The sequence below is a fragment of the Tenacibaculum sp. TC6 genome, from assembly GCF_050606265.1.
Lineage (GTDB): Bacteria > Bacteroidota > Bacteroidia > Flavobacteriales > Flavobacteriaceae > Polaribacter.
In genome coordinates this window covers 1-24,559 of record NZ_JBOCUK010000030.1, presented here as the reverse complement: position 1 = coordinate 24,559, position 24,559 = coordinate 1, and the positions used below count along the sequence as shown (strand labels likewise).

General features: G+C 31.8%; 22 protein-coding genes and 1 other RNA gene. 11 read left to right on the top strand and 12 right to left on the bottom strand.

What is annotated here, in order from left to right; translation table 11 throughout:
- Positions 1-48: 48 nt before the first annotated feature.
- From ACQY1Q_RS13910 to ssrA, 4 genes are all read right to left on the bottom strand, one after another.
- Positions 49-261: a DUF4266 domain-containing protein gene (locus tag ACQY1Q_RS13910; RefSeq protein ID WP_431005929.1), complete on the bottom strand. Its 213-nt coding sequence runs from the start codon at positions 259-261 to the stop codon at positions 49-51.
- On the bottom strand, positions 258-1,256 hold the full coding sequence (locus ACQY1Q_RS13905) for an FAD:protein FMN transferase (protein ID WP_431005928.1): 999 nt from the start codon (positions 1,254-1,256) through the stop codon (positions 258-260). The genes ACQY1Q_RS13910 and ACQY1Q_RS13905 overlap by 4 nt, the downstream gene beginning before the upstream one ends.
- 75 nt (positions 1,257-1,331) lie before the next feature.
- The gene (locus ACQY1Q_RS13900) at positions 1,332-1,772 is read right to left on the bottom strand and encodes a thioredoxin family protein (protein WP_431005927.1); all 441 of its coding nucleotides are present in this window, start codon (positions 1,770-1,772) and stop codon (positions 1,332-1,334) included.
- Between the two features lie 281 nt (positions 1,773-2,053).
- Positions 2,054-2,450: a transfer-messenger RNA gene (gene ssrA / locus ACQY1Q_RS13895) on the bottom strand.
- A 249-nt stretch (positions 2,451-2,699) separates the two neighbouring features.
- On the opposite strand from ssrA, the gene ACQY1Q_RS13890 reads away from it, so the two are divergent.
- Both ACQY1Q_RS13890 and ACQY1Q_RS13885 read left to right on the top strand, forming a co-directional pair.
- The gene (locus ACQY1Q_RS13890; protein ID WP_431005926.1) at positions 2,700-3,905 is read left to right on the top strand and encodes an NAD(P)-dependent oxidoreductase; all 1,206 of its coding nucleotides are present in this window, start codon (positions 2,700-2,702) and stop codon (positions 3,903-3,905) included.
- 33 nt (positions 3,906-3,938) lie between these two features.
- Positions 3,939-4,157: a DUF3820 family protein gene (locus ACQY1Q_RS13885; protein ID WP_431005925.1), complete on the top strand. Its 219-nt coding sequence runs from the start codon at positions 3,939-3,941 to the stop codon at positions 4,155-4,157.
- 4 nt (positions 4,158-4,161) lie between these two features.
- Here ACQY1Q_RS13885 and ACQY1Q_RS13880 read toward each other — a convergent pair whose 3' ends face one another.
- The 3 genes from ACQY1Q_RS13880 to kdsA are packed head-to-tail and all read right to left on the bottom strand — an operon-like array spanning position 4,162 to position 6,388.
- Positions 4,162-4,524 carry a DUF2809 domain-containing protein gene (locus tag ACQY1Q_RS13880; RefSeq protein ID WP_431005924.1) on the bottom strand — a complete coding sequence of 121 codons (363 nt, stop codon included), beginning with the start codon at positions 4,522-4,524 and terminating at the stop codon, positions 4,162-4,164.
- A 39-nt stretch (positions 4,525-4,563) separates the two neighbouring features.
- Positions 4,564-5,523, bottom strand: a complete 960-nt coding sequence (locus ACQY1Q_RS13875) for a transglutaminase domain-containing protein (RefSeq protein ID WP_431005923.1) — start codon at positions 5,521-5,523, stop codon at positions 4,564-4,566.
- 46 nt (positions 5,524-5,569) lie between these two features.
- Positions 5,570-6,388 carry a 3-deoxy-8-phosphooctulonate synthase gene (gene kdsA / locus ACQY1Q_RS13870; RefSeq protein WP_431005922.1) on the bottom strand — a complete coding sequence of 273 codons (819 nt, stop codon included), beginning with the start codon at positions 6,386-6,388 and terminating at the stop codon, positions 5,570-5,572.
- A 72-nt stretch (positions 6,389-6,460) separates the two neighbouring features.
- Between kdsA and ACQY1Q_RS13865 the strand changes: the two genes are divergently transcribed.
- The 4 genes from ACQY1Q_RS13865 (at position 6,461) to ACQY1Q_RS13850 (ending at position 10,091) form a co-directional block, all read left to right on the top strand.
- Positions 6,461-7,453: a M28 family peptidase gene (locus tag ACQY1Q_RS13865; protein WP_431005921.1), complete on the top strand. Its 993-nt coding sequence runs from the start codon at positions 6,461-6,463 to the stop codon at positions 7,451-7,453.
- A gap of 183 nt (positions 7,454-7,636) precedes the next feature.
- A complete protein-coding gene (locus tag ACQY1Q_RS13860) occupies positions 7,637-9,130 on the top strand; it encodes a S8 family peptidase (RefSeq protein WP_431005920.1) in 1,494 nt (497 codons plus the stop codon).
- 100 nt (positions 9,131-9,230) lie between these two features.
- Complete coding sequence (locus ACQY1Q_RS13855; protein ID WP_431005919.1) at positions 9,231-9,743, top strand: DUF4136 domain-containing protein; 513 nt, start codon at positions 9,231-9,233, stop codon at positions 9,741-9,743.
- A gap of 6 nt (positions 9,744-9,749) precedes the next feature.
- On the top strand, positions 9,750-10,091 hold the full coding sequence (locus ACQY1Q_RS13850) for a TfoX/Sxy family protein (RefSeq protein WP_431005918.1): 342 nt from the start codon (positions 9,750-9,752) through the stop codon (positions 10,089-10,091).
- Positions 10,092-10,168: 77 nt separating this feature from the next.
- On the opposite strand, the gene ACQY1Q_RS13845 is transcribed toward ACQY1Q_RS13850, so the two are convergent.
- From ACQY1Q_RS13845 to ACQY1Q_RS13825, 5 genes are all read right to left on the bottom strand, one after another.
- Complete coding sequence (locus tag ACQY1Q_RS13845; RefSeq protein WP_431005917.1) at positions 10,169-12,004, bottom strand: DUF349 domain-containing protein; 1,836 nt, start codon at positions 12,002-12,004, stop codon at positions 10,169-10,171.
- Positions 12,005-12,090: 86 nt separating this feature from the next.
- On the bottom strand, positions 12,091-12,846 hold the full coding sequence (locus ACQY1Q_RS13840; protein ID WP_431005916.1) for a shikimate dehydrogenase family protein: 756 nt from the start codon (positions 12,844-12,846) through the stop codon (positions 12,091-12,093).
- The gene (locus ACQY1Q_RS13835) at positions 12,827-13,834 is read right to left on the bottom strand and encodes a DUF368 domain-containing protein (RefSeq protein ID WP_431005915.1); all 1,008 of its coding nucleotides are present in this window, start codon (positions 13,832-13,834) and stop codon (positions 12,827-12,829) included. Before ACQY1Q_RS13835 ends, ACQY1Q_RS13840 begins: the two co-directional genes overlap by 20 nt.
- Before the next feature lie 33 nt (positions 13,835-13,867).
- Positions 13,868-14,791, bottom strand: a complete 924-nt coding sequence (locus ACQY1Q_RS13830) for a DUF368 domain-containing protein (protein WP_431005914.1) — start codon at positions 14,789-14,791, stop codon at positions 13,868-13,870.
- 9 nt (positions 14,792-14,800) lie between these two features.
- Positions 14,801-19,231 (bottom strand): translocation/assembly module TamB domain-containing protein, encoded by a 4,431-nt coding sequence (locus tag ACQY1Q_RS13825; protein ID WP_431005913.1) that lies wholly within the window; start codon positions 19,229-19,231, stop codon positions 14,801-14,803.
- Positions 19,232-19,389: 158 nt separating this feature from the next.
- Between ACQY1Q_RS13825 and tsaD the strand changes: the two genes are divergently transcribed.
- From tsaD to ACQY1Q_RS13800, 5 genes are all read left to right on the top strand, one after another.
- The gene (gene tsaD, locus ACQY1Q_RS13820; protein WP_431005912.1) at positions 19,390-20,418 is read left to right on the top strand and encodes a tRNA (adenosine(37)-N6)-threonylcarbamoyltransferase complex transferase subunit TsaD; all 1,029 of its coding nucleotides are present in this window, start codon (positions 19,390-19,392) and stop codon (positions 20,416-20,418) included.
- Positions 20,419-20,423: 5 nt separating this feature from the next.
- Complete coding sequence (locus ACQY1Q_RS13815; RefSeq protein ID WP_431005911.1) at positions 20,424-22,274, top strand: LTA synthase family protein; 1,851 nt, start codon at positions 20,424-20,426, stop codon at positions 22,272-22,274.
- 2 nt (positions 22,275-22,276) lie between these two features.
- Complete coding sequence (locus ACQY1Q_RS13810) at positions 22,277-22,840, top strand: Crp/Fnr family transcriptional regulator (protein ID WP_431005910.1); 564 nt, start codon at positions 22,277-22,279, stop codon at positions 22,838-22,840.
- 71 nt (positions 22,841-22,911) lie between these two features.
- Positions 22,912-23,676 (top strand): hypothetical protein, encoded by a 765-nt coding sequence (locus ACQY1Q_RS13805; protein WP_431005909.1) that lies wholly within the window; start codon positions 22,912-22,914, stop codon positions 23,674-23,676.
- 149 nt (positions 23,677-23,825) lie between these two features.
- Positions 23,826-24,443: an aspartyl/asparaginyl beta-hydroxylase domain-containing protein gene (locus ACQY1Q_RS13800; RefSeq protein ID WP_431005908.1), complete on the top strand. Its 618-nt coding sequence runs from the start codon at positions 23,826-23,828 to the stop codon at positions 24,441-24,443.
- Positions 24,444-24,559: the final 116 nt, after the last annotated feature.

Sequence of the window (24,559 nt, the reverse complement as noted above, 5' to 3'; positions counted from 1 at the left end):
ATTATTTTTTTTACAAACACTTAATATTACTTAATGGTATTACTATAGTTAATTACAGCCACAACCTCCGCCTGTTTTACCTCCATTTCCTCCTACAGCACTCTCTCTATAAGAATGAAAGGTTTTTACATATTTCTGCGATTTTTTATCTGCCAATACCATATCCGGATCATTTATATTTACCTTCTCGTATTCTTTAACTGCTACGCACGAGCTAAAAGTTACCGTACAAAAAGCGATTATTAATCCTTTTTTTATCATTGTTTATCTATTTTTACATTATTTGAAGTAATTACATTCCCTTTTTCATCAATAATAACACACTCTATATTAGGTAATTGGTTTATTCTATCCAAACCGCTTTCTATACCCATTACAAATAAAGAAGTAGCCAAAGCATCAGCTAATTCGGCTTTAGGAGCAAATACCGTAGCACTTATAATGCCTGTAGAAGGATAACCTGTTCTCGGATCTATAATATGAGCATATCGCTTTCCATTAAACATTACAAATTTTTCATAATTCCCTGAAGTAACTACTGCGCCATTTAAAATAGGCAACAAAGCAAAGGCTTTCTGTTTGTTTAACGGGTTGGTAATAGCCACTTTCCAATCAGTGCCGTTAGGTTGTTTACCCCAAGTATTCATATCTCCGGATGCATTAATAATTCCGGCCTTCACTCCTTTTTTTTGAAGAAGATTTTTTGCCCTATCAGCAGCATACCCTTTACCAATAGCTCCAAAGCCAATTTTCATTCCTTTTTTAGTCAAAAAAACGGTGCTATTAGTTTTATTTAATACTATATTCCGGTAACCTACCTTTGCTACTGATTCTTTGATAGTTGCTACAGAAGGCATTTGTTTCATAGAGCCATCAAACTTCCATATTTTGTCCATAGAGGCATAAGTTATATCAAAAGCTCCGTCACTAAGCTTAGAAATATTTATGGCTCTTTCTATCAAATCAAATAGTTCTTTATCTACTTTAACAGGAGCAATACCTGAATTTTTATTAATTCTTGATGTTTGTGAACTAGAATCCCAAGAAGAAATTAATTTTTCAATTCTTGAAATTTCTCCTGTTGCCAAATCAATAAACCCATTAGCTTCTTCTTGAGTATTTGCAACCACTGTTACCTCAAAATGGCATCCCATTAATTTTAAAGATTTTTTATAAATGTGTTGAGCTTTTACTGAAAAACAGCTTAACCATAAAAAAATTATCATTACTTTTTTAGATACCTTTCTAAATTTCATTTGAATATTTATTTTCAGGGCTTCATGTTATATTAGCGATTAGCTTACATAAACTTACAAAAGTTAACACTCATTTTACTTTTTTAGTAACGCTTCTAATTCTCCTATATATTCTTTTACTGAAATATTTTTATATCCGGTTTCACCCAAAGTTTTCCCGTTTTTATCAAGCAATACTACGAAAGGAAAGTATCCTTCCTTATTATAATCTTCTGCTAGCTTATTGTTTTTCTTCTGCTGTTCTTCAGAAAGTCTATTCTGTTTTCTTTTCGGAAAATCTACTTTTAACATCACATAATGATCTTTTGCATATTCCCTAAACTCATCTGTACTAAAAATTAATTTGTTTAACTTCATGCATGGAATACACCAATCAGACCCTTCAAACACCATCAGTATTGTTTTGTCTTGTTCTACCGCAACCGATTTTGCTTCTGATAAATCTAAATACCACTCTTGGGCTTGTGTTATTCCAAAGGTAAAGATGGCCATAGCGGTAATTATTAAATTTTTCATCACTTTATTTTATTTTAACATTTTTAAAGGAAAAAAGTTTTTTATCAAGTAACTCATAAACGTAGAAATATACCAAATAGTACAAAATGAATATCAATAAATAGTTACTTGGTTTTGAAACTACTATAAATGTAATGTTATTTTTTTTAATTAAATAAAACTTTAATTATCAATTTATACCTTATTGTTCTTAACTGATTATTTTAAACATTAAAAGTTAAAGTGTTTTAACTTTTATAAAAAAATAACTCCTGTAAGTTAGAACTTACAGGAGTTATTTTTTGTGGAGACGCCGAGAATCGAACTCGGGTCCAAACAAGCAGATCAAAGGCTTTCTACATGCTTATTTCTTAGTTAATTTTCGACTAAAAGCTGATTAAGAACGACCTACTTTTAGCTTATCTTCTTAAATTTCGAAAACTCATCGAAGTGCTAAGTTTTCTATGTTTACTTTTACGATGCCCATAAATGAAACGCCGTAAACCAAGGCTTTTCGTGGACATTTAGCTTTCCCGCCTAGCGGGACGTGGCTTATAATCTTACTATAGTTCGGATTAAGCAGCTAAAGCGTAGTTATCTTCGCCGTTTATAATGTTGAAATAAGTTTAGCGAGTTATCATTTCACTCCTCGGCATGCTTACATTTTCACTGTTCTTGCTGTCAAAACCAGTCGTCCCCATTGTAATATGGTTATTCAATCATGGCTTTATTTTCACAGCAAAAAATATACCGGTTACGTATACTTTTGCCTAACATACTACCTATCTATTTTTCAATACACATTTAAATGTTAGCCGTGTAAAAATAAGTGGATGCAAATATAAAAAAATACTACTTGTAAAATCATTTTAAAAAAAGTATTTTCGCCAAGATTGTTATAACTTACAACATTTAAAGTCAAATTGTTTAATTTTAATACAAAAAGGAATGAAATTCGGAATTATAAAAGAGCGTAAAAATCCACCGGATAAAAGAGTGGTTTTTTCTCCGGAGAAACTACAAGGGCTTCAAAAACAATATCCACAGGCTGAGATTGCCGTAGAAAGCTCAGATATTCGTGTTTTTTCAGATCAGGCTTATCATAATGCCGGATATACCGTTACCGATACTTTAGAAGATTGTGATGTTCTTTTAGGCGTTAAAGAAGTACCTACAGAGTATTTAATTCCTAACAAAAAATACTTTTTCTTTTCTCATACTATTAAAAAACAGCCTTATAACAGAAAATTATTACAGGCAGTTTTACAAAAAAATATTGAGTTATACGATCATGAAACCATTATTAAAGAAAACGGTGCCCGCCTAATTGGTTTTGGTCGTTACGCCGGTTTAGTAGGTGCTTATAATGGTTTTAGAGCCTTAGGTTTAAAAGAAGGTACTTTTACCTTACCTAAAGTAGAAAGTTTACCGGATTTAGAAGCCGTAAAACAAGCTTTAGACAACATAGAAATTCCTGCTATTAAAATTTTACTTTCCGGTACCGGAAAAGTAGCTAACGGAGCTAAAGAGATTTTAGATCACCTTAAGATTAAACAAGTAAGTGACGCTTTATATTTAACTTCTAAATTTTCTGAACCTGTATATTGTATAGTAGATGTGATGGAATACAGCAAAAGAAAAGATGGTAAAGTGGGTGATAAATTTGAATTTTATAAAGACCCAACCGGATATGAAAGCAACTTTATGCCGTATGCAAAAGAAACCGATTTCTTTATTGCCGGTCATTTTTACGGAGATGGTGCTCCGTTTTTATTTACCAGAGAAGATGCTAAAAAAGAGGATTTTGCGATTAAATACGTAGCTGATATTTCTTGTGATATTGACGGACCGGTAGCTTGTACTTTACGAGCGTCAACCATAGCTGATCCTATTTACGGATACAATCCTAAAACGGAAAGTGAAGTGCCTTATACTGATCCGGACGCAATTGTAGTAATGGCCGTAGATAATCTACCTTGTGAGTTACCTAAAGATGCCAGTGAAGGTTTTGGTACCATGTTTTTAGAACATGTGATTCCGGCTTTTTATAATAACGATAAAGATGGTATTTTAGCACGCGCTAAAATGACAGAAAACGGAAGATTAACAGAACGCTTTTCATATTTACAGGATTATGTAGATGGAAAAGAATAAAAAATAATACTCCCGCAACAGCGGGATTTTTTTATGCTACCAGACAAACAGTTTTTAATAGATACCGCTAACATGAAAATGCCTTTTGGCAAGTATAAAAACACCTATTTGGTTGATATACCGGAATACTACTTAGTATGGTACAAAAACAAAGGCTTTCCTAACAATAAACTAGGAAAAATGATGGCATTAGTTTATGAATTAAAACTAAATGGGTTAGAAGATATGTTAAGAAAAATCAGGCGTTTGTAATGGGTTATTTTCTTGCTAACCTTTTTTCCACCAACACTACAGTGGTAATTCCAAGTGTATAAGCTATTAAATCTCCAACACTAAATGTAGCACCAAAAATAATTTTTGCCCATCGGTTATTTTGTAAGCCTATTACTTCTAAAAAAGAAGTTAACTGCAACAACTCTACCACAAAAGAAAAAATCAACACACATATAGCCGCTTGCATTGTAGTGATTTTAAAAAATGATTTTAGTAGATAAAACAGTAAAATAACAACTAAAAAATCACCCATAGTATTTCTGATAAAACCTTTAGTTTGTGCTATAATGAACTCAACAAGTAAGAGAATTAGGAATACTATAAAATATTTTAAATGGAATTTCATATGGGTTTCTTTTTCACATAAGCATGTGCCACTAAGATACTAAATCAACTTAAATTCAATATATATTTCTCCATCAATGACTAAAAATAATTTATCACTGTTTTTAAGGGACTTAATTTGTATATACCCTATACCATCTTCGTAAGAAATATCCGGTTGTTTAGCAAATCGGTTGTTGCTTACTCCGTATAAAACACGTTGAAAGGTAAGTAGGTTTTTAATCTTTAACGTAAGAGGTTTATCTTTTTCAATATGTAAAGTACCATGTAACGGAGCAATTAATTCTAAATTAGTTTTTAAAAATTCCGGTGTAAAAATAGGTTGCTCATAAAATTCTTTTTTAGTCAACTCAATATCAAACATCCATTTTTCATCTGCCGGATAATGTGTTTTTAAATAATGTTTAATCGGAATGTTAAAATAGTAGTCATCATAAATTTGTTGCCATCTGCCATTAATTACTGAACCTGCTGCCCAAGTAGCATCCACAACTATCCATTTTTTATGAATTTTTACTACATTCCAAGCATGATTGGGCACAAATTGCTCGTTACCTATGTCGTATATAGAATTTCTTACGTAGCCTCTTATTACTTCATTTTCAAAACCTAAATGTGTATATACTTTAGCTAACGTTTGAGCGTATCCTTCACAAACTGCTTTTTTAGTAGTTAATGTTTGTCTTACAATACTATCTTTAATCGCTTCTAGCTTCTTTATTTTTTCTTCTTCATTTCTATATCGAAAGCCAATTACTTTGTTTTTAGCTTCTTTATAAGCCGACAAATTGTATTTTACATGATGTGATACCCAGTAAAAAGCAGCCTTAGCCCTTTCTTCATCAGAAGAAAAATCTTTTAAAATTTTTCCTGCAAGCCCTTTGGCAGTTAAGTTTTGAGAATATGTGTTTAGGATATCTTCAAAACTTGTTGCTTCTTGAGCATTGACAGTACAAGCCAATAAAAACAGGGCAATAACAAATAAAAGTCGTTTCATCATTTTATATGGGGAGTTACAACTTTAATGATAAAATCAAAAACTATGCCTATAACGACACTACTACTTTTCTAATAGCTACTAAATTAGTTAATAATTTTTCAAGGTATTTTAAATCCAACATGTTAGCTCCGTCACTTTTTGCATTTGCCGGATCAAAATGAGTTTCTAAGAAAAGTCCGTCAACATTATTCACTACTCCTGCTCTGGCAATAGTTTCAATCATATCCGGTCTTCCACCTGTTACTCCACTTGATTGATTAGGTTGTTGTAATGAATGTGTTACATCTAAAATTGTTGGCGCGTATTGTCTCATGGTAGGAATCCCTCTAAAATCAACAATCATATCCTGATAACCAAACATAGTTCCTCTATCGGTTATCCAAGCTTTATGGTTTCCGGAATCATGAACTTTTTTTACAGCATGTTGCATCGCTTCAGGACTCATAAACTGTCCTTTCTTTAAATTTACCACCTTTCCGGTTTGAGCTGCCGCAACTACTAAATCTGTTTGACGAACTAAAAATGCAGGAATTTGTAAAACATCTACATATTGAGCTGCTTTTTCAGCATCAGACACTTCATGAATATCTGTTACTGTGGGTACCCCAAATGTTTCTGCTACTTTACGTAAAATTTTCAATGCTTTTTCATCCCCTATTCCTGTAAAACTATCTACTCTACTTCTATTCGCCTTTTTAAAACTACCTTTAAAAACATAAGGTATTTTCAACTTGTCAGTTACCGTTATTATTTTTTCTGCTATTCTCAAGGCCATTTCTTCTCCTTCAATAGCACAAGGGCCAGCTAAAAGAAAGAAGTTATTTGAGTTACTGTGTTTTATAGTAGGAATTTCAGATAAATGCATATTCAAGGTTTATTTTTTAACAAAAGTAAGAAATAAAATTAGCTTATATTTAGTGTTCAAAATCAATTTAACATGAAGAAAAACACAATTATTTTATTTACTCTGATTTTTCTGGCTTTTGCTTGCAAACAGACGAAACAATCTATTACCTCCTCTACTACTCCAACCTCTTCTAACGTAGCCCAAAAACCTACATCTCTTATAGATTCTTCAACCGTAAGAAAACATTTATATACACTTGCTTCTGATGATATGGAAGGAAGGAAGCCGGGAACGGAAGGTATGGAAAAAGCCACTAAATATATTGAGAATGAATATAAAAGAATTGGATTAAAAACCTTTGCCGATTTAAATAGTTATCGTCAAAACTTTACTCATAATGGTATTGAAATGAGTAATATTATAGGTGTTTTAGAGGGGACATCAAAAAAGGATGAATTTGTAATTGTATCTGCCCATCATGATCATTTAGGTATCAAAAAAGAAGGTGACGGTGATCGTATTTTTAACGGTGCAAACGATGATGCTTCTGGTGTTGTTGGGGTACTTACTTTAGCGGAGTATTTTGCAAACAAAGGAACTAATGAGCGTAGTATTTTATTTGTGTGTTTTACCGCTGAAGAAATGGGATTGGTAGGTTCTGAATACTTTGGTAAAGGAATAGATCCTTCTAAATTTGTAGCAGGTATTAATCTTGAATTAATAGGAAAAGAACCTAAAACAGGTCCTAAAACAGCTTGGTTAACAGGGTTTGAACGTTCAGATTTTGGTAAAATCATACAAAAAAACTTAGAAGGTACGGGATATCAACTTTTTCCGGATCCATATATTAAGTATAATTTATTTTTTAGGTCTGATAACGCTTCGTTAGCACGATTAGGGGTTCCTTCTCATACGTTTTCTACAACTCCTATAGATGTTGACCCTGATTATCATAAAGTAACAGATGAGGCAAAAACGTTAGATGTAGGTGTGTTAACCGAAACTGTTAAAGCTGTAGCTAAAGGAACTGAAAGTATTATTAACGGAATGGATACACCAACTAGAGTGGTACTGAAAAAATAACTATAAAACGTTTGTAAAAATAAGGTAAAGCAAGAATTAAGTTCTTGCTTTTTTTTGTGTCTCTCTTATTTTTTTCCGTTTGATATATTTACATTTTATTAAGATTATTTTTACATTCTAATGTTATTTTATATTGTTTTTTTAATATATTCGTCAAAAGTTAACAAAAAACTCTTCTTAATTATGAAAAAACAAATTTTGAGTTTAGGAATTATTTTAGCAATGCTTTCCTGCTCTACGAATGATGATTCTTTTGAAGTAACAAACCTTCAACAACAAGAATTACTAACCAAATCAGAAATTAACAAAGTTATCAAAGAATCTTTGGAAGCTAAAGGCGACTTTAAATGGTCTGAACAAAATGTTCATACGATATGGAGTGCTCTTAAACATGGTAACAACATTTTAACGATTGGTTATGGTAATTCTAAAACCAACTTTGAAAGAAGTGCTACTTCAAAAAACATTAAAGATGAAATTTTAGCTTTAGTTCAAAGCCTAGAAAGAACATCATCTAAATCCAAAAATGAAATTTACGCTGACGAAAACATTAATGTATTAGATGTTAAAGTTACTAACCAAGAAACCTTAACTGCTTTATTAAATGATAGCAGAGTTAGATACATTGAACCGGCAGACTATAGTTTCTTTACTTCTGATGAGCAACAACAACGTTCTGACTCTTCAGGTTCTTCAGGATGTGGGTATAGCCAAGTAACACTTAACAGTAACGATTATCGTACAGTAGTACCAGGAGCCAGAGTTCCTTGGTCTTTTGATGCGCATAAAATTCCACAGGCATGGAGTTATAGTACCGGTGCCGGAGTAACTGTTGCTGTAGTAGATACAGGATTATCTCCTGAACAACGATGGATGAATCAATATTTTAATGATGGGTATTCTTCTGGAAGAACCGTTCAAAAGTATGGTACATTCGTAGATTCATGGTGGTCATGGTCAGATAACTATGACGGAGTAAATGATAAATGTGGACATGGTACAAGTATGGCCTCTGTAGCAACTGCTCCAAGAAATAATGATAACCTACCGGTAGGAGTAGCTTATAATGCTAACTTAGTAACCTACAGAGCTGTAGAAAATGTTGTTATTGATGATTATCATGAAAAAAGAGGTATTTCTGAAGCTTTAACTGCTTTAGGAAACAGAAGCGATGTAAAAGTAATTTCAATGTCTATTGGTTCTCCTTTCAGCATAGGTAGAGTTGAAGATGCAGTAAAATATGCCTACAACAGAGGTAAAATGATTATTGCTGCCGGAGGTACATCTACTTCATTTACTACTTGGTACGGTGTTATCTTCCCTGCTTGGATGAGCGAAACAGTAGCTGTTACAGGTGTTAAAGAAGGTACTTATAGCAAATGTGATGTATGTCATACAGGATCTGAAATAGACTTCACAGTTCAAATGCAAAGAAGAAACGGAACGGATAATAAAGTGCCTGTTTTAAGCTACTATAACGGCAAAGAAAACTACGTAGGTGGTTCATCTGTAGCAACAGCTACTACTGCCGGTATTGCTGCTTTAATTTGGGGTAAAAATCCGGGATGGTCTCGTGAGCAAGTTTTACAAAAAATGAGACAATCTGCAGATTTCTATCCTAACAAACATTCAGAATATGGATACGGAAATATTGATGCTTTAAAAGCTGTTCAATAACTCACTCACTCACTAACCTTGATCAAAAGCCTCGAATTTCGAGGCTTTTGTGTTTTATATAGGCACTATTTTTGTTATTTTAGCTATAAAACAAATCATTATGCGTAAATTAAATGTTCTCTTTTTACTGCTACTAATAGGATGCTCTTCTAGCAAGGTATTTTATGATTATGATAATGAAACCAATTTTACTTCTTATAAATCATTTAGTTTTTTTGAAGATGCCGGAGAAGGGTTAAATCAATTAGATATAAAAAGAGTAAAAGAAAGAATTACTAAACAACTTGAAGCAAAAGGTGTACATTATACTGAAAAACCGGATATTTTTATCAATTTTTTCTCCAAACAAAGAGAATCTGAAAATAGAAATACCATTGGAATTGGTATTGGCGGCGGTGGAAATATTGGCTTTGGTATTTCCGGAGGCATCCCTATCAATGAAAAAAAGATTGTTCAATCATTAACTATTGATTTTGTTGAGGCAAGTAATAATCAATTAATATGGCAAGGCATTATTGAAAGTGAGTTTAATGAAAACTATTCTCCCTATCAAAAAGAAGAATACTACACTAAAACAATTACTAAGGTTCTTAATAAATATCCTCCAAAATAGTAACCAATGGCTTATGATCAATTTTTAGCGGAAAGAATAACCCATTTTTTTGATACCCGAAACATCATTGTCACCACCAAAAAAATGTTTGGGGGAGTATGTTTTATGGTTGATGATAAAATGTGTGTAGGAGTTGTTAAAGAAGAGGTAATGGCTAGAATTGATCCTGAGATTTATGAAGAAGCACTCACTCATAAAGGATGTTCTGAAATGAATTTTACAGGTCGTCCTATGAAGGGTTATGTATTTTTATCCGGGGAGGCTATCGACTTAGACCAACAACTTTATTATTGGCTACAATTAGCTCTTGACTTTAACCCAAAAGCTAAGTCGAGTAAAAAGAAATAATAACTTATTTTTTATATAACAAAAAAAAGCGATGAGTTTAAAACTCATCGCTTTTTGTATTTCCAGTTCTATATTTTTTAATAGTCCAGTTTTCTCAAATAATCTAGTTTTGCTTGCCAAATATCTAGTTCATCTTTAAATTCCTGTATTCCTTTACGTACACTAACAACTAACGGATTATCTTCTGTTGCGTTAGATATAAAACTCAAGTTGTTTTCTAATTGTTGCATTTCACGAACATTTTCATCAATTTTTCTTCTGATAAATAATTGTTCACTATCCAGCTTTTTATAATCTTCTTGTGTTAGATATCCTTCAACAATATTCTTAAACTTCATTAGCTCAATCTCGCCTCTGTTCATATTCAAGTTATTCAAATGAGCATCAATAGTTTTATTGAATTTCTCATTCAAATGACGAGCATTTCTAGGTAACATTCCTAAATTTTTCCATTTTAAAATTGCTTCCTGTACTTCTTCAAGCGTTACGTTTTCTTTTGATTTAATTTCGTCAATAAACTCTTTTTTAGCTTCAACTACAGCTAATTGTTCTTTATTAAGCTCATTCTTACGTTCGTGTAATCTATCAAAATAGTGGTTACAAGCATTTTTAAATCGGTTCCAGATTTCATCAGAATATTTTCTAGGAACATGACCTATTTTTTTCCAATCTGCCTGAATACGTTTCATCGTATTTGTAGTAGCTTCCCAATCATCGCTTTCTCTTAAACCTTCAGCTAGCTCTACTAAGTCCATTTTCTTTTTTAAGTTATCACTCTGCGCACTTTTTTCTTCTTTGTAAAAGGCATTTTTATCAGCATTAAATTTTTTAGTAGCTGCTTTAAATTGTTGCCAAATTGCTTCGCTCTTACTGTAAGGCAGTTTTCCTATGTCGAAATATTTTTTTCGTAATGTTTCTATTTCAACAATACTTTTTTGCCAATCGTTGTGCGTTTTATTTTTACTTGTATCAAACTTATTGATTTCTTCTACAATCTTCATTTTAGCATCAATCATTGTTTGATACTTAGATTTTAAATCTTTAAAGTATTGATGACGCTTATCATGTATTTTCTTAGTTGCTTCACTAAACCTGTTCCAAACGTCTTCTCTGTATTCTTTTCCTACAGGTCCGATATCTTCTTTCCATAAACGGTGCAACTCTTGCAGTTCTTTAAATGCTTCATTGATATCTTCTTTATCATTTAAAGCCTCTGCTCTTTCTATAAGTCTAATTTTTTCTTCTAAATTATGCTTAAAGTCTAGCTCCCTAAAGTCTTTATTTAAGTGTAATAAATCGTAAAAACGCTCTACATGATGATGGTAAGTTCTCCAAGTATCATTATATCTTGTTTTAGGAACAGGACCTATAACTTTCCATCTATTTTGAATTTCCTGAAAATCATTATACATTGTTTCAACATCTCCTTCTTCAATTAATGTTTTTAATTCTTCTATAAGAGTATTTCTTCTTTCAAGATTATCTTTAAGCTGCTTTTCTAATTGTGAATAGTAACTGTCTCTTTTTTGTTTGTAATCTGCTAACAGTTTATTGTATTCCGTTTTAACCGGGCTAGAAAACTGGAAGTCTATTGAATTACCTCCTTCTGCTAAAAATGCTTCCTTTTTTTCTGCTAACAGTTTTCCAAACTTTGAGTTGAAAGAGGTTTTGATAGCATCAATATTATTTTTTAGCTGTTGTATAGGATGTGCTTTTAATAACTTACTAAGCTCATCAACCAACTTTTCAAGTTCCATAGCCTCATAATCAAGCATAGGAATTTCATGCTTTTCACCTGATCTTTCTGATTCTTGAGCTACTTCATCTTCAATTTCATTAACTGCTTTTTCAATATCAGTTACAGACCCGTTGTTTGTTGGTTGTTCAACCTTTTCTTCTTTGTTTTCTAACATATCTACAATGTTTAAGTTCCTTTTAATTAGATGTTAAAGATAAGCATTCTTATAAAAATGCAAACTTTATTTTGATTAACATTATATTATTTATTCCATATTTCCCAAGCTTTTTCTGCTTGTTGCTCTAACATTTCTAATCCGTTTTTTATATCTGCTCCCATTTTTTTCCCATTTTTCAAAAAAGTGGTTTCAGCCGGATTGTATATTAAATCATATAATAAATGTTTGTTTGTGATATCATTGTACGGAATTTCCGGTGCATTCTCTATAGCAGGGTGAGTTCCTAAAGGTGTACAATTAATGATTAACAGATGTGAGTTAATAATTTCTTTATTAAGCTCTTTATATGTTAAATTACCCTCTTTAGCAGCTCTTGAAACAAATTGATATTCAATACCTAATTCATCAAGCACGTAAGCTACTGCTTTTGATGCTCCGCCGGTTCCTAAAATTAAAGCTTTTTTATGGTATTTTTTTAATAAAGGTTGAAGCGACTTTTTAAAGCCATACACATCAGTATTAAAACCTATTAGTTTTCCGGCATCTGTAATTTTTATGGTATTTACTGCTCCTATTATTTTTGCTTCCTTATCTATTTCATCTAAAAAATCAAAAATCTCCAGTTTATACGGAATGGTTACGTTCATTCCTTTTAAATTGTTTTTATGAGTTTTTAACTTTTCAGGAAATTCATCTAAGTTCTGAAAATCGAAGTTCACATATTCATGGTTTTCTAGCCCTAAATTGGAAAATTTAGTGGTAAAGTAACCTCTTGAAAAAGAATAAGAAATGTTTTTTCCTATTAAAGCAAACAAACTTTTATTTTCGTTTTCTACCATAAAAATCTATGATTAATATTAAAGCAATTCCCAATATTACAAAGCCTATAGATATCCATGTTTCAGAACTGTAAATATCAGGCATGTACCTTTCGTAGTTTTCTACTATTTTATTTCCTTTTTGGTCAAGTAAAAACTCAGCTCCTACTTTTTTGTATATCGTTTTTTTCCAAGGCCATACAATACCTAAAGATCCTGTTATAAAACCTATAATTACTGCAGTTACTACTTGATGCCATCTTTTTAGCACATATCCTAATACGTGTGAAATAGACACCAAACCGAATGCTGAGCCTGCGGTAAAAACTCCTATAATTTTCAGATATCTTACCTTTATAGGGTCTTTTAGTACTTCAAAATTTCCGGAAAACACATTGGTCATTACGCTTCCCAGTACATTAACACTATCTACTAAAAGTAACACGTAATTTCCTAATAATATCAATATAAAAGAGCCGGATAATCCGGGAAGTGTCATTCCTGAAACGCCTATAATTCCGCAGATAAATACAAACCAAAGGTTATCGTTTTCTTTTGCCGGTGTCATAAAACTTATAGCCAATCCTACCGATGCTCCGATAAGCAGTGCTATTCCGTTTTTTAAACGCCAATCTGCAAAGTCTTTAGATATATAATAGATTGATCCTACAATCATTCCGAAAAACCATGCCCAAACGTATAATTCGTGGTTTTTTAAAAAGTAATCCAGTAGTAATGACACACTAAAGTAGCTAAACATACTTCCTGCCATTACCAGCACTAAAAATTCCAGATTTGTATAACGTGCAAAACTTTTAAAGCGCCCGTTAAAAAGTAATTTAAAAGCCTTTCCATTTACACGTTGAAAAGTAAAAATAAGCTCTTCGTAAAATCCCATAACAAAAGCAACCATTCCGCCGGAAACCCCAGGTACTTTATTGGCTCCTCCCATCGTCAGTCCCTTTAAAAATAAACCGACTTTTTGTATGAATGTTCGTTCTTGATACATTTGGTTTGGTTAGAGAAACGAAGTTACGTATTTCTACTGCTTTTTCACTGCTATTTTTTCTAATAAAATTATAAGACCAAAACCAAGAGCTGCTAAGGCTACTGCGTATAGTATTTGAGGATCACCTTCATACGATGTTGGCGATATTGATAATTCATTAAAAGGCACTTGTTCTCCGTGTGAATTTGTTCTATAAGTCAACACTTTTTTCCAAGGCCAAATTTTGTTTAATGATCCTAAAATAAACCCTGTTAATACAGCCAATGTATAATTTTTATAATGAGCAAATAACCATTTTAATACTCTGGAAAAACTGAGTAATCCTAAAATAGCTCCTGCACCTACTACTGCTACAATTGTTATGTTTCTATTACTTACGGCTGTTAAAATTGGTTTATAGGCTCCTAGAAGTACTAAAATGAATGAACCTGAAATTCCGGGTAAAATCATAGCACAAATGGCTAATGCTCCTGCTAAAAACAAAAATAAAAACGAAGAATTTTCAGAAACCAGCGGATTTAATGTTGTGATATAGTAAGCTAAAGCAGCTCCGATTACGAGTAATATATAGGCTACTGAATTCCATTGTGTAATTTGCTTAGCTATATAGATAATACTTGCTAAAACTAACCCGAAAAAGAAAGACCATAGTAATACCGGATGTTCATCTAACAACCAAGTAATTACTTTTGCTAAAGAAACCACACTGATAAATATTCCTAATAGAAGTGAGATTAAAAAGTTTCCGTTTAATTGATTCCAGGCTTCTTTTAATCCTTTGTTTTTTAACGTTTGTAATAAGCTTAAATTTATATTACTTATTGACGTTAATAATTCTTCATAAATCCCTGAAATAAACGCAATGGTTCCGCCTGAAACTCCCGGAACAACATCTGCAGCTCCCATGGCCATTCCTTTTAATCCTACCAATAGGTAATCTTTAATGGTTCTACTCATAAAGTTTGGTTATTTTTCTTTCTTTTTTGTTGGTTTAAAATGAATTATTTTTTTCTTCTCTTTAGGCAATGTATCTTTCTTCTCTTCTTGTTTTTCTTTTTTCTTTATTCCTAGTTTTTGACCTAATTCTTTTAAATTATTAAAGTTTACTTGGTAAGATAAACCAACACCTTGTGTATATCCTTCGTCATCAACTGAATATTGAACATCATTTTGCCTGTTAAAAACGGTTCCTCTAAAATTTCCTTCTTCATTAAGTAATACCTCAACTTTTACTTCTCCCACTACACTTGTTTGCGTATTATTTCCTACCGGAACGCCTACTTTTCCATTTACCAATACTCTGTCACTTAACTGCGTGCTTACAGATACATCAACTTGATCATCTGTATTCAAATTATTTACATTTCCTCTATCTCCTTGTGTGTATCCTACCCCTACCTGAAACTTATTATCATCACTATTTAACATGTTTGATAAAATACTTGATGCTATTTCAGAGGCTGTTCCTGTTAACCCTGTAGCTGCACTACTTCCTATAGCTTCTCCGTTATAAAATGTTCCGAATGCTAACAGAAAAGAGAAATGTTGCATTTTGGTATTCAAATCATTTTCGTTTAAAATAAATTCTAACTCAGAACTAACGGTTGAATTTGCATTAGGTATTTTAATATCAAACTCTTGTTTGGAGTTGAATAATCCTCCGGTAATTTTTGTATATAAATCAATAGGTATTTTTCGGCTAGAATTTACATTATCCAGGATTTGTGCCGGGTTAGCTTTGGTTCTATATATGGCTGTTATGTCTAGCTCTGCATCATAAGGACTTCCATTCCACGATATGGTTCCTCCTTTTTGCACCACAAAAGGTTTTGTGATTCCGGCATATCTAAAATTATAAACCCCATTATCTACTTTAAAATCGCCATACATATTAAATTTTCCTCGGGTATTGATATCTATAGCTAAGTTACCTTGTCCGCTTCCTTTTAATTCACTTCCGGACACTTTATCTATTACCACTTGAGCTACAGCATCTTTGGTAACATCTAATCTCATTCTAAGATCTAATCCTTTAATATCTTCAATATGTCTTTCTTTTTCTTCTTTTTCTTCTGCTCTTTTTTCAAAATGAATTAATTTATAATTATCAATCATTTTTATATCACTTAAAGGAATAACAAATACGGTACCCGGCTCTGTTTTTCCGTTAACTTCAATATCTAAATTACTTGTTAGTCCGATAATTTCTGCTCTCCCATTTAAAAACCCGGTTCCGTAATACGGCATTTCTTCACTTTCTTTAGTATCTAATACCAACATATTGTTAGTAGTAATGTCTAAATCCAAGAACCACATTTCAAAGTTTTGGTGTGCTATATACCCTGATAATTTTCCTTGTGTTTTGTATTTTGTATCTTCTAAAATAACATTATCTAACTTAAATTGCTGCCCTTCCAATTCAATATTGGTATTTCCTTTTAAGTCAAAATCTACATTCAGATACGGAAAAGCTAACCCTGCTCCTTCTATTGCTAAAGTTCCATCAAAATCCGGGTTTCTTAACACTCCTTTTGCTGTAAAATCACCGGAAACTTTTCCTCTTAATCTAGAAAGCACTTCTTGTCCTAACGGGCTAAACGCATCTATTTGGTATTCTTTTAAAGAAACATCTAAATCTATTAAAGGTCGTTGCGTTGAAAAATCCAGACTTCCTTTTGCAGAAATACTTTTAGCTCTGCTATTTGCCAGAGACATATTAACATCATACTTCTCATAAGAGTTATCTCCTTCAACTTCTAAGGTTAAATTACCTTGCTCAAATCCGTTAATTTTGAAATCTTCTACTAATACGTTTGCCTTGGGACTTATTTTGTTTTCTATTTGTTTAAAATCTACAACTCCGTTAATTCTACCATTTAGCTGTAAACTATCAATAGGAGGTAAAAAGCTTTCTAGATTAACTTTTGTAAAGTTAGCGTGCAGGTCTTTATAATTAGTGCCTTTAACTTCACCTTTGAGTTCAATTTTTTGCTCGTCAGATTCTAAAACAAAAGGGCTTATTAAAAAATCATTTTCTTTGATATTGAAAGTAACCTTATTTTCTTTATTGTTTTTCGGATTTACTACCCAATCAAATCCTCTATAGTTCAGCGTTGATTTCTGAATTCCTACAACTCCTTTTTGTTCTTTGTCAATTGTATAATAAAAATCCAAGTTAAAACTTTCTGTAAACTCTTTTCCGCCTTTAAACTCTGATTTAAAAAACAGCGTATCGTTTTGAGTTCTGTTTAATAGGTTTAGTTTTTCAATATCGTAATATTTTGTATCAACCTTTCCAGCTGTTAAGTGGGTGTTGTATAGCGGATTTTTATTATCTAATCTTAAGACTATATTATCAATTAAATTTTCATAGATTTTAATTTCCGGAGATGAAAAAGTTAATCTTAATAAGTTTTTATCTGAATTAATTTTCCCTTTCACAACTGTATTACTTCCTATTGAAATATTAGGAAGAAAAACATCAATTATTTGATTGTATATGGTAAAATCAAAGTCTAAAAACTGATTTGGTGTTACTTTAAAAGGTTTATAGTTTGTATATACACTTCCCAGAGCATTTTGAGTTACGTGAGACAATTCTTCAAACAAAAATTTTCCTTCCAGTTTTCCTTTTACAATATCTTCTGAATTAATTTCTATGGTTTTAATACTATCTTTTACCGTAGAGCTTACATAGAATTTTTTAAATGTATAGGCTTGTTTTTGGTTCGTATATACAAAGTTTTCAAAAGTTGCGTTTCCTACTATATCGTCAAAAGTATTACCGGATATATCTAAAATTACTTTTCCTTTTAATTGAGCAATGCTATCTCTGGTAAAAAGATTTGTTTCTTTAAGATTAATATTATCAATGTTAGCTTCAAAGTTAAATTTGTTTATTACAGATGAAAAATCTGCCAACCCTTCAAATACTATTTTAAAGTTTTCATCTTCTGCGCTTAAAAAACCATCAAACTTTTTATTTTGAAACTGTCCGTTAACACTTAAATCTTTGTACTGATATTTATTAAATTCTACACTGCTAACCTTTCCAATAATAATGGTATTTACATTATCAACATCAAATCCGCTTCCGTTCACATCGGCTTTTAATGATATTTTACCCAACAGAGGATCATTAGCAAAAACTCCTAAATCAAATCCTCTAAACTCAACTTCTCCAACATACGTAGCTTTATCAATATTATCTATATTGGTTAGTTGTAAATCGGAAACAGTAGTTCCTATTTCTGAGTTTACAGTTAATGTGGCCTCCATTTGATCAGGAGTTACCTTTACCAATCCGTACATAGTAAAGTTTCCCAATCGTTGAAACTCTGTAGGTAACTTTTTTCCTAATAAATTAGGCAATACATTTCTTAGCTGAAAATAATTGGCAGTAACATTTTTTACATCGGCGTCAAAAACAAAACCTCTATTGGTATTCAAAGCATTTACAAAACCTAAATCTCCAATTATTCTCATTCCGTTTTTTGAATGTAGGTTTACATTGGTTGCACTAAAGTTGTTTAGTACTCCATCAACAGAACCTGTAAAGTGCATCATATCACCACCACCAAGTTCATTATACAGTTTATTCAAATCTTTAACTGCTAAATCACTCTTTTTAAACTTGGCATTAATATGAACTTTATCATTAAAATCAGCAAAATCTTTTCGATTATAGGTTAGCTTAACATCGGTATCTAACCTCGTATTATTGTCTGTTTGTAAAATAGTATTTTCAAACAGCATAGAAGTCTTAGTATAAGTAAACTGAGTTGATAAATCGGTTACATTTATCCCTCGGTTTTCTGTAAAATACATTTCTTTGATATTCATAGATACGTCAGGACCTACGATAGAGAAATTATGAAGCTGGGCTCCTGCATTATGTGCAGAAAATTCTAAAGGATTTTTTTTGTTTTCATCAAACAATTTAAAAGTTAACCCATCTAACCCAATACGCTCACTGCGCAAAATAAAAGGTTTCGACAAACTATCTCTGGGTTTACCATCTTCAAAGCTTTCAATAAAAATAGAGAGGTTATCATTTTTTTCGCCTTTGTACGTGCGTAAATAAAAATGAATTCCAGATAGTGATGCTTCTCCTAAATCAACTTTATTGTCAACCACCTTTTTTGCATTTTGTATAGACGTTTTTAAATTATCTACAAAAATAAGGGTGTCTTTATGGTGGTCTCTAATTTCTATGCCTTTCAACTGCACACTTCCTAACCACGACAAATCAATTTTTTTTACGACTATATTCGTTCCAAAATTATCGTTAATGTATTTAGTAGCATAGCTTCCTAACTTACTTTGTACCACCGGTAATGACAACAAAATAATTAGTAATAACAAAAAAAGTACTGCGTACTTTATTGTTTTAAACACTATTTTTTTAGCTCTTTTTATAACGAAAACCTTAAATTGATACTAATTAACAAAAGTACATACCAAACCCCAAAAATCTTGCCTTTATTGTAAAGAAAATTAGAATTTAACGAATTTCTAACGCATTATGAATATTTTTGCAGTTTAATTCTTGTAATTTGAGTACACAAAACATTTACATCCTAGGTATTGAGAGCTCTTGCGATGATACAAGTGCTGCAGTTATTTGCAATGGTAAAGTGTTAAGTAACATAGTTGCTAACCAAGAAGTACATGCTAAATATGGTGGAGTGGTTCCTGAATTAGCTTCAAGAGCGCATCAGCAAAATATTGTTCCTGTTGTACAACAGGCTATTGAAAGAGCCGGTATTACTAAGGAAGATTTAAGTGCAATTGCATTTACCAAAGGACCCGGATTAATGGGGTCTTTACTGGTAGGAACTTCTTTTGCCAAATCACTGGCATTAGGGTTAAATATTCCGCTAATTGATGTAAACCATATGCAAGCTCATATTTTAGCTCATTTTATAGAAGAAGAAAACAGTAAAATACCTCCTTTTCCTTTTATCTGTTTAACTATTAGCGGCGGACATACTCAAATCGTAAAAATTTCTAATCATTTTGATATGGAGATTTTAGGCGAAACTATTGATGATGCTGTTGGGGAAGCTTTTGACAAATCGGCAAAAATATTAGGTCTTCCCTATCCGGGTGGTCCTTTAGTTGATAAATATGCTCAACAAGGAAATCCTAAAGCTTTTCAGTTTAGTAAACCTAAAGTTGGTGATTTAGAATTTAGTTTTAGTGGTTTAAAAACCGGTATTTTATATTTTATTCAGAAAAACGTAAAAGAGAATCCCGATTTTATTAAGGAAAATCTATATGATATTTGTGCATCAATCCAACATACTATTATTGAAATTTTGATGGACAAAATTAAAAATGCCGTTAAGCATACTCAAATTAAACATATTGCCATTGCCGGTGGGGTTTCTGCAAATTCTGAAATTAGAAAACGCTTACAACAAGCTGAAAAACATTGGGGATGGACTACGTACATTCCAAAGTTTGAATATACTACTGACAATGCCGCAATGATTGCTATTACCGGTTATTTAAAATATTTAAACAAAGAGTACTCTGATGTTTCAATTACCGCTAAAGCCCGATTAAAAGTTACCGAATAAACCTTATGCTATTTTTTAAAAACAGATTACTGCTAGGCATACGCTACTTTATACTGTGGCTACTTTATTTTGCTTTTGCACGATGTATATTCTTAGCCTTTTATTATACCAAAACCATAGAGTTAGGTTTTTTAACGGTTCTCAAAACCTTTTGGTACGGACTTAAACTAGATATTTCCTTTACCGGTTATTTAGCTCTCATTCCCTTCCTTTTATTAGCCGTATCTGTATATATACCTAAGAAAAGTATTGGCTTTATTCTTAAAAGTTACACTTTTATAGTATTGGCTGTTATTAATTTATTTATGCTTGTTGATGTTATTTTATATAAGTCTTGGGGAGTTCGAATAGACTCTACTTTGCTCAATTATATAAACACTCCAAAAATAATGCTTGCCTCTATATCTTTAAATCTACTTATAGGCGGTATTTTAGTTTGGCTGGCCATTTCAGGACTTACTATTTATTTTTTTAACAAACATCTCACCAAAGCTCTCAACAATTTACACAAAGGAGCATTTTGGGAAGTTCCTGTTTTTCTACTTCTTTTTGGCTCTTTAGTACTTCCTATACGCGGTGGTATACAAACCATTCCTATTAACCAAAGTAATGTATATTTTTCTAATCGTATGTTTGCCAATCATGCGGCTGTTAATTTTATATGGAATTTTGCCAATGCGTTAACCCATAAAACTGAAAATTCAAATCCGTATAAAAGTTTTGACACAGAAATTGCTAAAAAAATTATCAATAAAACACGCAATCAGCTTTTAACCGGTAACGATTCTATTTTAACTACCGAAAAACCAAATATTATTCTTATTATTTGGGAAAGTTTATCGGCAAAAGCAGTAGGTGTATTAGGTGGTGAACCGGGCGTTACTGATAATTTAAATGCTCTTGCCAAAGAAGGAATCTTGTTTACTAATTTTTATGGTAATGGAGACAGAACCGACAAAGGTTTAATTGCTATTTTAAGTGGCTACTACCCACAACCTACTCACAGCATTATTAAAACACCTAATAAAGCAGGTTCTTTACCTATGCTAACAAAGGAAGTGAAAAATTTAGGGTACAACACCTCTTTTTATTACGGAGGCGACACTAATTTTGGGAATATGAATGCCTATTTAAGAAGCGGTGAAATAGATTATATAGTTGACGGTAGTATTTTTGACAAGGATGATTGGAATTCAAAATGGGGAGCGCATGATCATATTCTTTTAGAGCATTTTATGAAAGATTTATCAGCTCCGAGCCTTAAAGAACCGTTTTTCAAAGTAGGACTCACATTAACCAGTCATGAACCTTATGAATTTCCGGGCTCTTATAAATTTGGTAAAAACTCAGAAGAAAACCTTTATAAAAGTGCTCAAGCTTATACAGATAAAGCTATTGGTAAATTTATTGAAGATGCCAAAAAACAACCTTGGTGGAAGAATACATTAATTGTTATTATGGCTGATCATGGACATCCGTTACCTAAACATGAAGGTTATTTTAACGGGGCTAAGAAATTTCAAATACCTATGGTGTGGGCAGGTGGTGCGCTTAAACAAACCGGAATTACCGTTGATAATTACAGTTCGCAAATTGACTTTTCATATACATTAATGCACTTATTGAAAGGAAACTCGGCTAAATTCACCTTTGGAAAGCACATTTTTAACAACTCAGACCAACAATATGTTCATTACATATTTAATAAAGGTTTTGGTACACTTTCTAAAAATGGTTCTTTTATTTACGATTATGTAAGTAACAAACCTGTAATTGAAAAAGGAAACTTTCAACCTTTAGATTCATTAGGCAAAGCTATTTCTCAAGAAGCTTATCAAGATTTTCTGGATAGATAGGTATGGAATCTTTAATTAATTTTTGTAGCCAATTTTCTGTACTAGACAACTCTTCTATCGAGGCTTTAAAAAATTGTAATTACGAAATAAAAGAGTTTAAAAAAGGTGAACTTATTTTAAGAGAAAACAGCCATTGTAATTATTTTTATTTCATCACAAAAGGATTAGTCAAAATGTGTTTTACTTCAGAAGAAAAAGAGTTTATCATGCGCTTTTTTCCTGAACATATTTTATTTACTAATTTAGAAAGCCTTGCCTCAAAAAAAACATCTAAGTATAAGTTTATTGCTTTAGAAAACACCTCTTTACTTCGTGTAAGTAGTAACAGTTTTGAAACGCTTTGCTTAAAACATCACTCACTGGAAACATTCTATCGAAAGTTTATGACATTAGCCAATTTAAACATGATGGAAAGAATTAGTGAAATGCTGGAAGAAGATGCCAGTAAGAGGTATGAGAATTTCACTAAAAAATTTCCTCAATTAGTCCAACGTATAAGTTTAGGCGATTTATCAAGTTATCTAGGCATTACACAAGTTTCTTTAAGTAGAATCAGAGCCAAGTAATCGTTTTTTATCATTTGTAAAAAAATAAGTACCGGCTAGTATAGAAATTTGTACTACTTATTTTTTTAACCATGAAACATCAAAAAGAACTAACCATTGTAAATAGTTATTTAAACTATCCTAAAGTTACTTTAATTCCAACTTCAAAAAACTACTTTATACATATTGCTGCTGAAGTTGATCAAAACACAATTCCTTTTTTTATTAAACAATCATCTAAAAAAAAGACCCTGATAAAATTTTGTAAACAACAAACCAAAAAGCTCGAAAAAATAGAAGGAGTTGTAAATTGCTCCGTTTTTAAAGCTACTGTTATTCCTCCTGGTCAAGGACAATATATACTTGAAAATAGTAGTAAAACTCACTTAGCTAAATTTGATGTTGTTATTTTAATTGAAGTAAATAGTTCTACAGTTTTACATCAATTACAAACCAATAGTACATTTACTGATTTAATGATTAAAATTAAAGAAACAGCCTCTTTTATACATTGCATTACAGCATCAAACGTACGAAGAATTGGAGCTGTTAATCATGCCCGACAAGGTGTTTTTCTTTTCAATTATTTTTATGGGAAAAGTATTGAACAAAATTTATCAGTATGGGAATATACAGCCGGATGGTTTGAAAAAGAAACCGATTTAGATAATTCTACCTTATTACTTCCTATTCACAAAGAAGACTCCGCTTATACCATAATAAACCATTGCAGATGGAACACTTTATGGGACATTATTCCTGATTTACTTTTTAAAAGAACATTTAAAAAATATGTATTAGATAATTTTTATGCAAATCAAGTCGGCGCCCAACCTATATTATACAAATTAGCCTAAAACAAGAGCTCTTTTCTTTAGCATAGAAAAGAGCTTTTTCAACTGTAAGATATTGTCTTTCCAACGATTTTCTATTAACTTAGCTTTTCAGCGTATATTTTTTTAAAACGCTGCTTAAAATTTCAACCAAACTACAAACGTATAAAGCCATGTCTGACATATCTAATCTTACTGAAAAAGTGTATAAGGATAGAATACAACTACCTTTTCATTTTGACACTGCTAAAATGATTGAAGAGTTTAACTTTTTAAAACAAAAACATCTTTCTCATTATGAATATTATGATGCTATTCCTTTAAGAGGCCCAGCACATATGATAGACCCCAGCCTTCCATTTCCTCCACCTGCAGAAGATTATGCTGATGGTTCATGGACGGATTGGTTAGATACTAACTCTTTAAAAAGCTCACCTTACTTATTAAGTGTAATTGATTTTTTTAGAAGTAATACTAAAGTAACTTTGGTAAGGTTACTTCGATTGGCTCCTGGACAGGTAGTTAAAGAACATACAGACCCTACCCTTGCCTTAGAAGTTCATAAATCTGTAGTAAGACTTACCATTCCTATGATTACTAATGATAAAGTTACATTTTACCTGAATAATACACCAGTACCTATGAATCCCGGTGAGTGCTGGTATTTAAAACTTAACGATCCGCATAGGATTACAAATTACGGAGAAGAAGAAAGAGTTAATTTAACCATTGATATGATTCCTAATGAATGGTTACGAGCTATTATTGATGAAAGTCAAAACAACGAATAAAAAAAATCCCAAGCGAAAACTTGGGATTTTTTATTACGGATATGTCCCGTCCTGAAATAGCGTTACACTAAAAATTAAGTGTCATGAAAAACAAACATGTAAAACGTACTCAAAAA

What these genes read in the sequence shown, in the direction of transcription:
- ACQY1Q_RS13910 (WP_431005929.1), bottom strand. Translation starts at nt 261, where the DNA reads ATGATAAAAAAAGGATTAATAATCGCTTTTTGTACGGTAACTTTTAGC.
- ACQY1Q_RS13905 (WP_431005928.1), bottom strand. Translation starts at nt 1,256, where the DNA reads ATGAAATTTAGAAAGGTATCTAAAAAAGTAATGATAATTTTTTTATGG.
- ACQY1Q_RS13900 (WP_431005927.1), bottom strand. Translation starts at nt 1,772, where the DNA reads ATGAAAAATTTAATAATTACCGCTATGGCCATCTTTACCTTTGGAATA.
- ACQY1Q_RS13890 (WP_431005926.1), top strand. Translation starts at nt 2,700, where the DNA reads ATGAAATTCGGAATTATAAAAGAGCGTAAAAATCCACCGGATAAAAGA.
- ACQY1Q_RS13885 (WP_431005925.1), top strand. Translation starts at nt 3,939, where the DNA reads ATGCTACCAGACAAACAGTTTTTAATAGATACCGCTAACATGAAAATG.
- ACQY1Q_RS13880 (WP_431005924.1), bottom strand. Translation starts at nt 4,524, where the DNA reads ATGAAATTCCATTTAAAATATTTTATAGTATTCCTAATTCTCTTACTT.
- ACQY1Q_RS13875 (WP_431005923.1), bottom strand. Translation starts at nt 5,523, where the DNA reads ATGATGAAACGACTTTTATTTGTTATTGCCCTGTTTTTATTGGCTTGT.
- kdsA (WP_431005922.1), bottom strand. Translation starts at nt 6,388, where the DNA reads ATGCATTTATCTGAAATTCCTACTATAAAACACAGTAACTCAAATAAC.
- ACQY1Q_RS13865 (WP_431005921.1), top strand. Translation starts at nt 6,461, where the DNA reads ATGAAGAAAAACACAATTATTTTATTTACTCTGATTTTTCTGGCTTTT.
- ACQY1Q_RS13860 (WP_431005920.1), top strand. Translation starts at nt 7,637, where the DNA reads ATGAAAAAACAAATTTTGAGTTTAGGAATTATTTTAGCAATGCTTTCC.
- ACQY1Q_RS13855 (WP_431005919.1), top strand. Translation starts at nt 9,231, where the DNA reads ATGCGTAAATTAAATGTTCTCTTTTTACTGCTACTAATAGGATGCTCT.
- ACQY1Q_RS13850 (WP_431005918.1), top strand. Translation starts at nt 9,750, where the DNA reads ATGGCTTATGATCAATTTTTAGCGGAAAGAATAACCCATTTTTTTGAT.
- ACQY1Q_RS13845 (WP_431005917.1), bottom strand. Translation starts at nt 12,004, where the DNA reads ATGTTAGAAAACAAAGAAGAAAAGGTTGAACAACCAACAAACAACGGG.
- ACQY1Q_RS13840 (WP_431005916.1), bottom strand. Translation starts at nt 12,846, where the DNA reads ATGGTAGAAAACGAAAATAAAAGTTTGTTTGCTTTAATAGGAAAAAAC.
- ACQY1Q_RS13835 (WP_431005915.1), bottom strand. Translation starts at nt 13,834, where the DNA reads ATGTATCAAGAACGAACATTCATACAAAAAGTCGGTTTATTTTTAAAG.
- ACQY1Q_RS13830 (WP_431005914.1), bottom strand. Translation starts at nt 14,791, where the DNA reads ATGAGTAGAACCATTAAAGATTACCTATTGGTAGGATTAAAAGGAATG.
- ACQY1Q_RS13815 (WP_431005911.1), top strand. Translation starts at nt 20,424, where the DNA reads ATGCTATTTTTTAAAAACAGATTACTGCTAGGCATACGCTACTTTATA.
- ACQY1Q_RS13810 (WP_431005910.1), top strand. Translation starts at nt 22,277, where the DNA reads ATGGAATCTTTAATTAATTTTTGTAGCCAATTTTCTGTACTAGACAAC.
- ACQY1Q_RS13805 (WP_431005909.1), top strand. Translation starts at nt 22,912, where the DNA reads ATGAAACATCAAAAAGAACTAACCATTGTAAATAGTTATTTAAACTAT.
- ACQY1Q_RS13800 (WP_431005908.1), top strand. Translation starts at nt 23,826, where the DNA reads ATGTCTGACATATCTAATCTTACTGAAAAAGTGTATAAGGATAGAATA.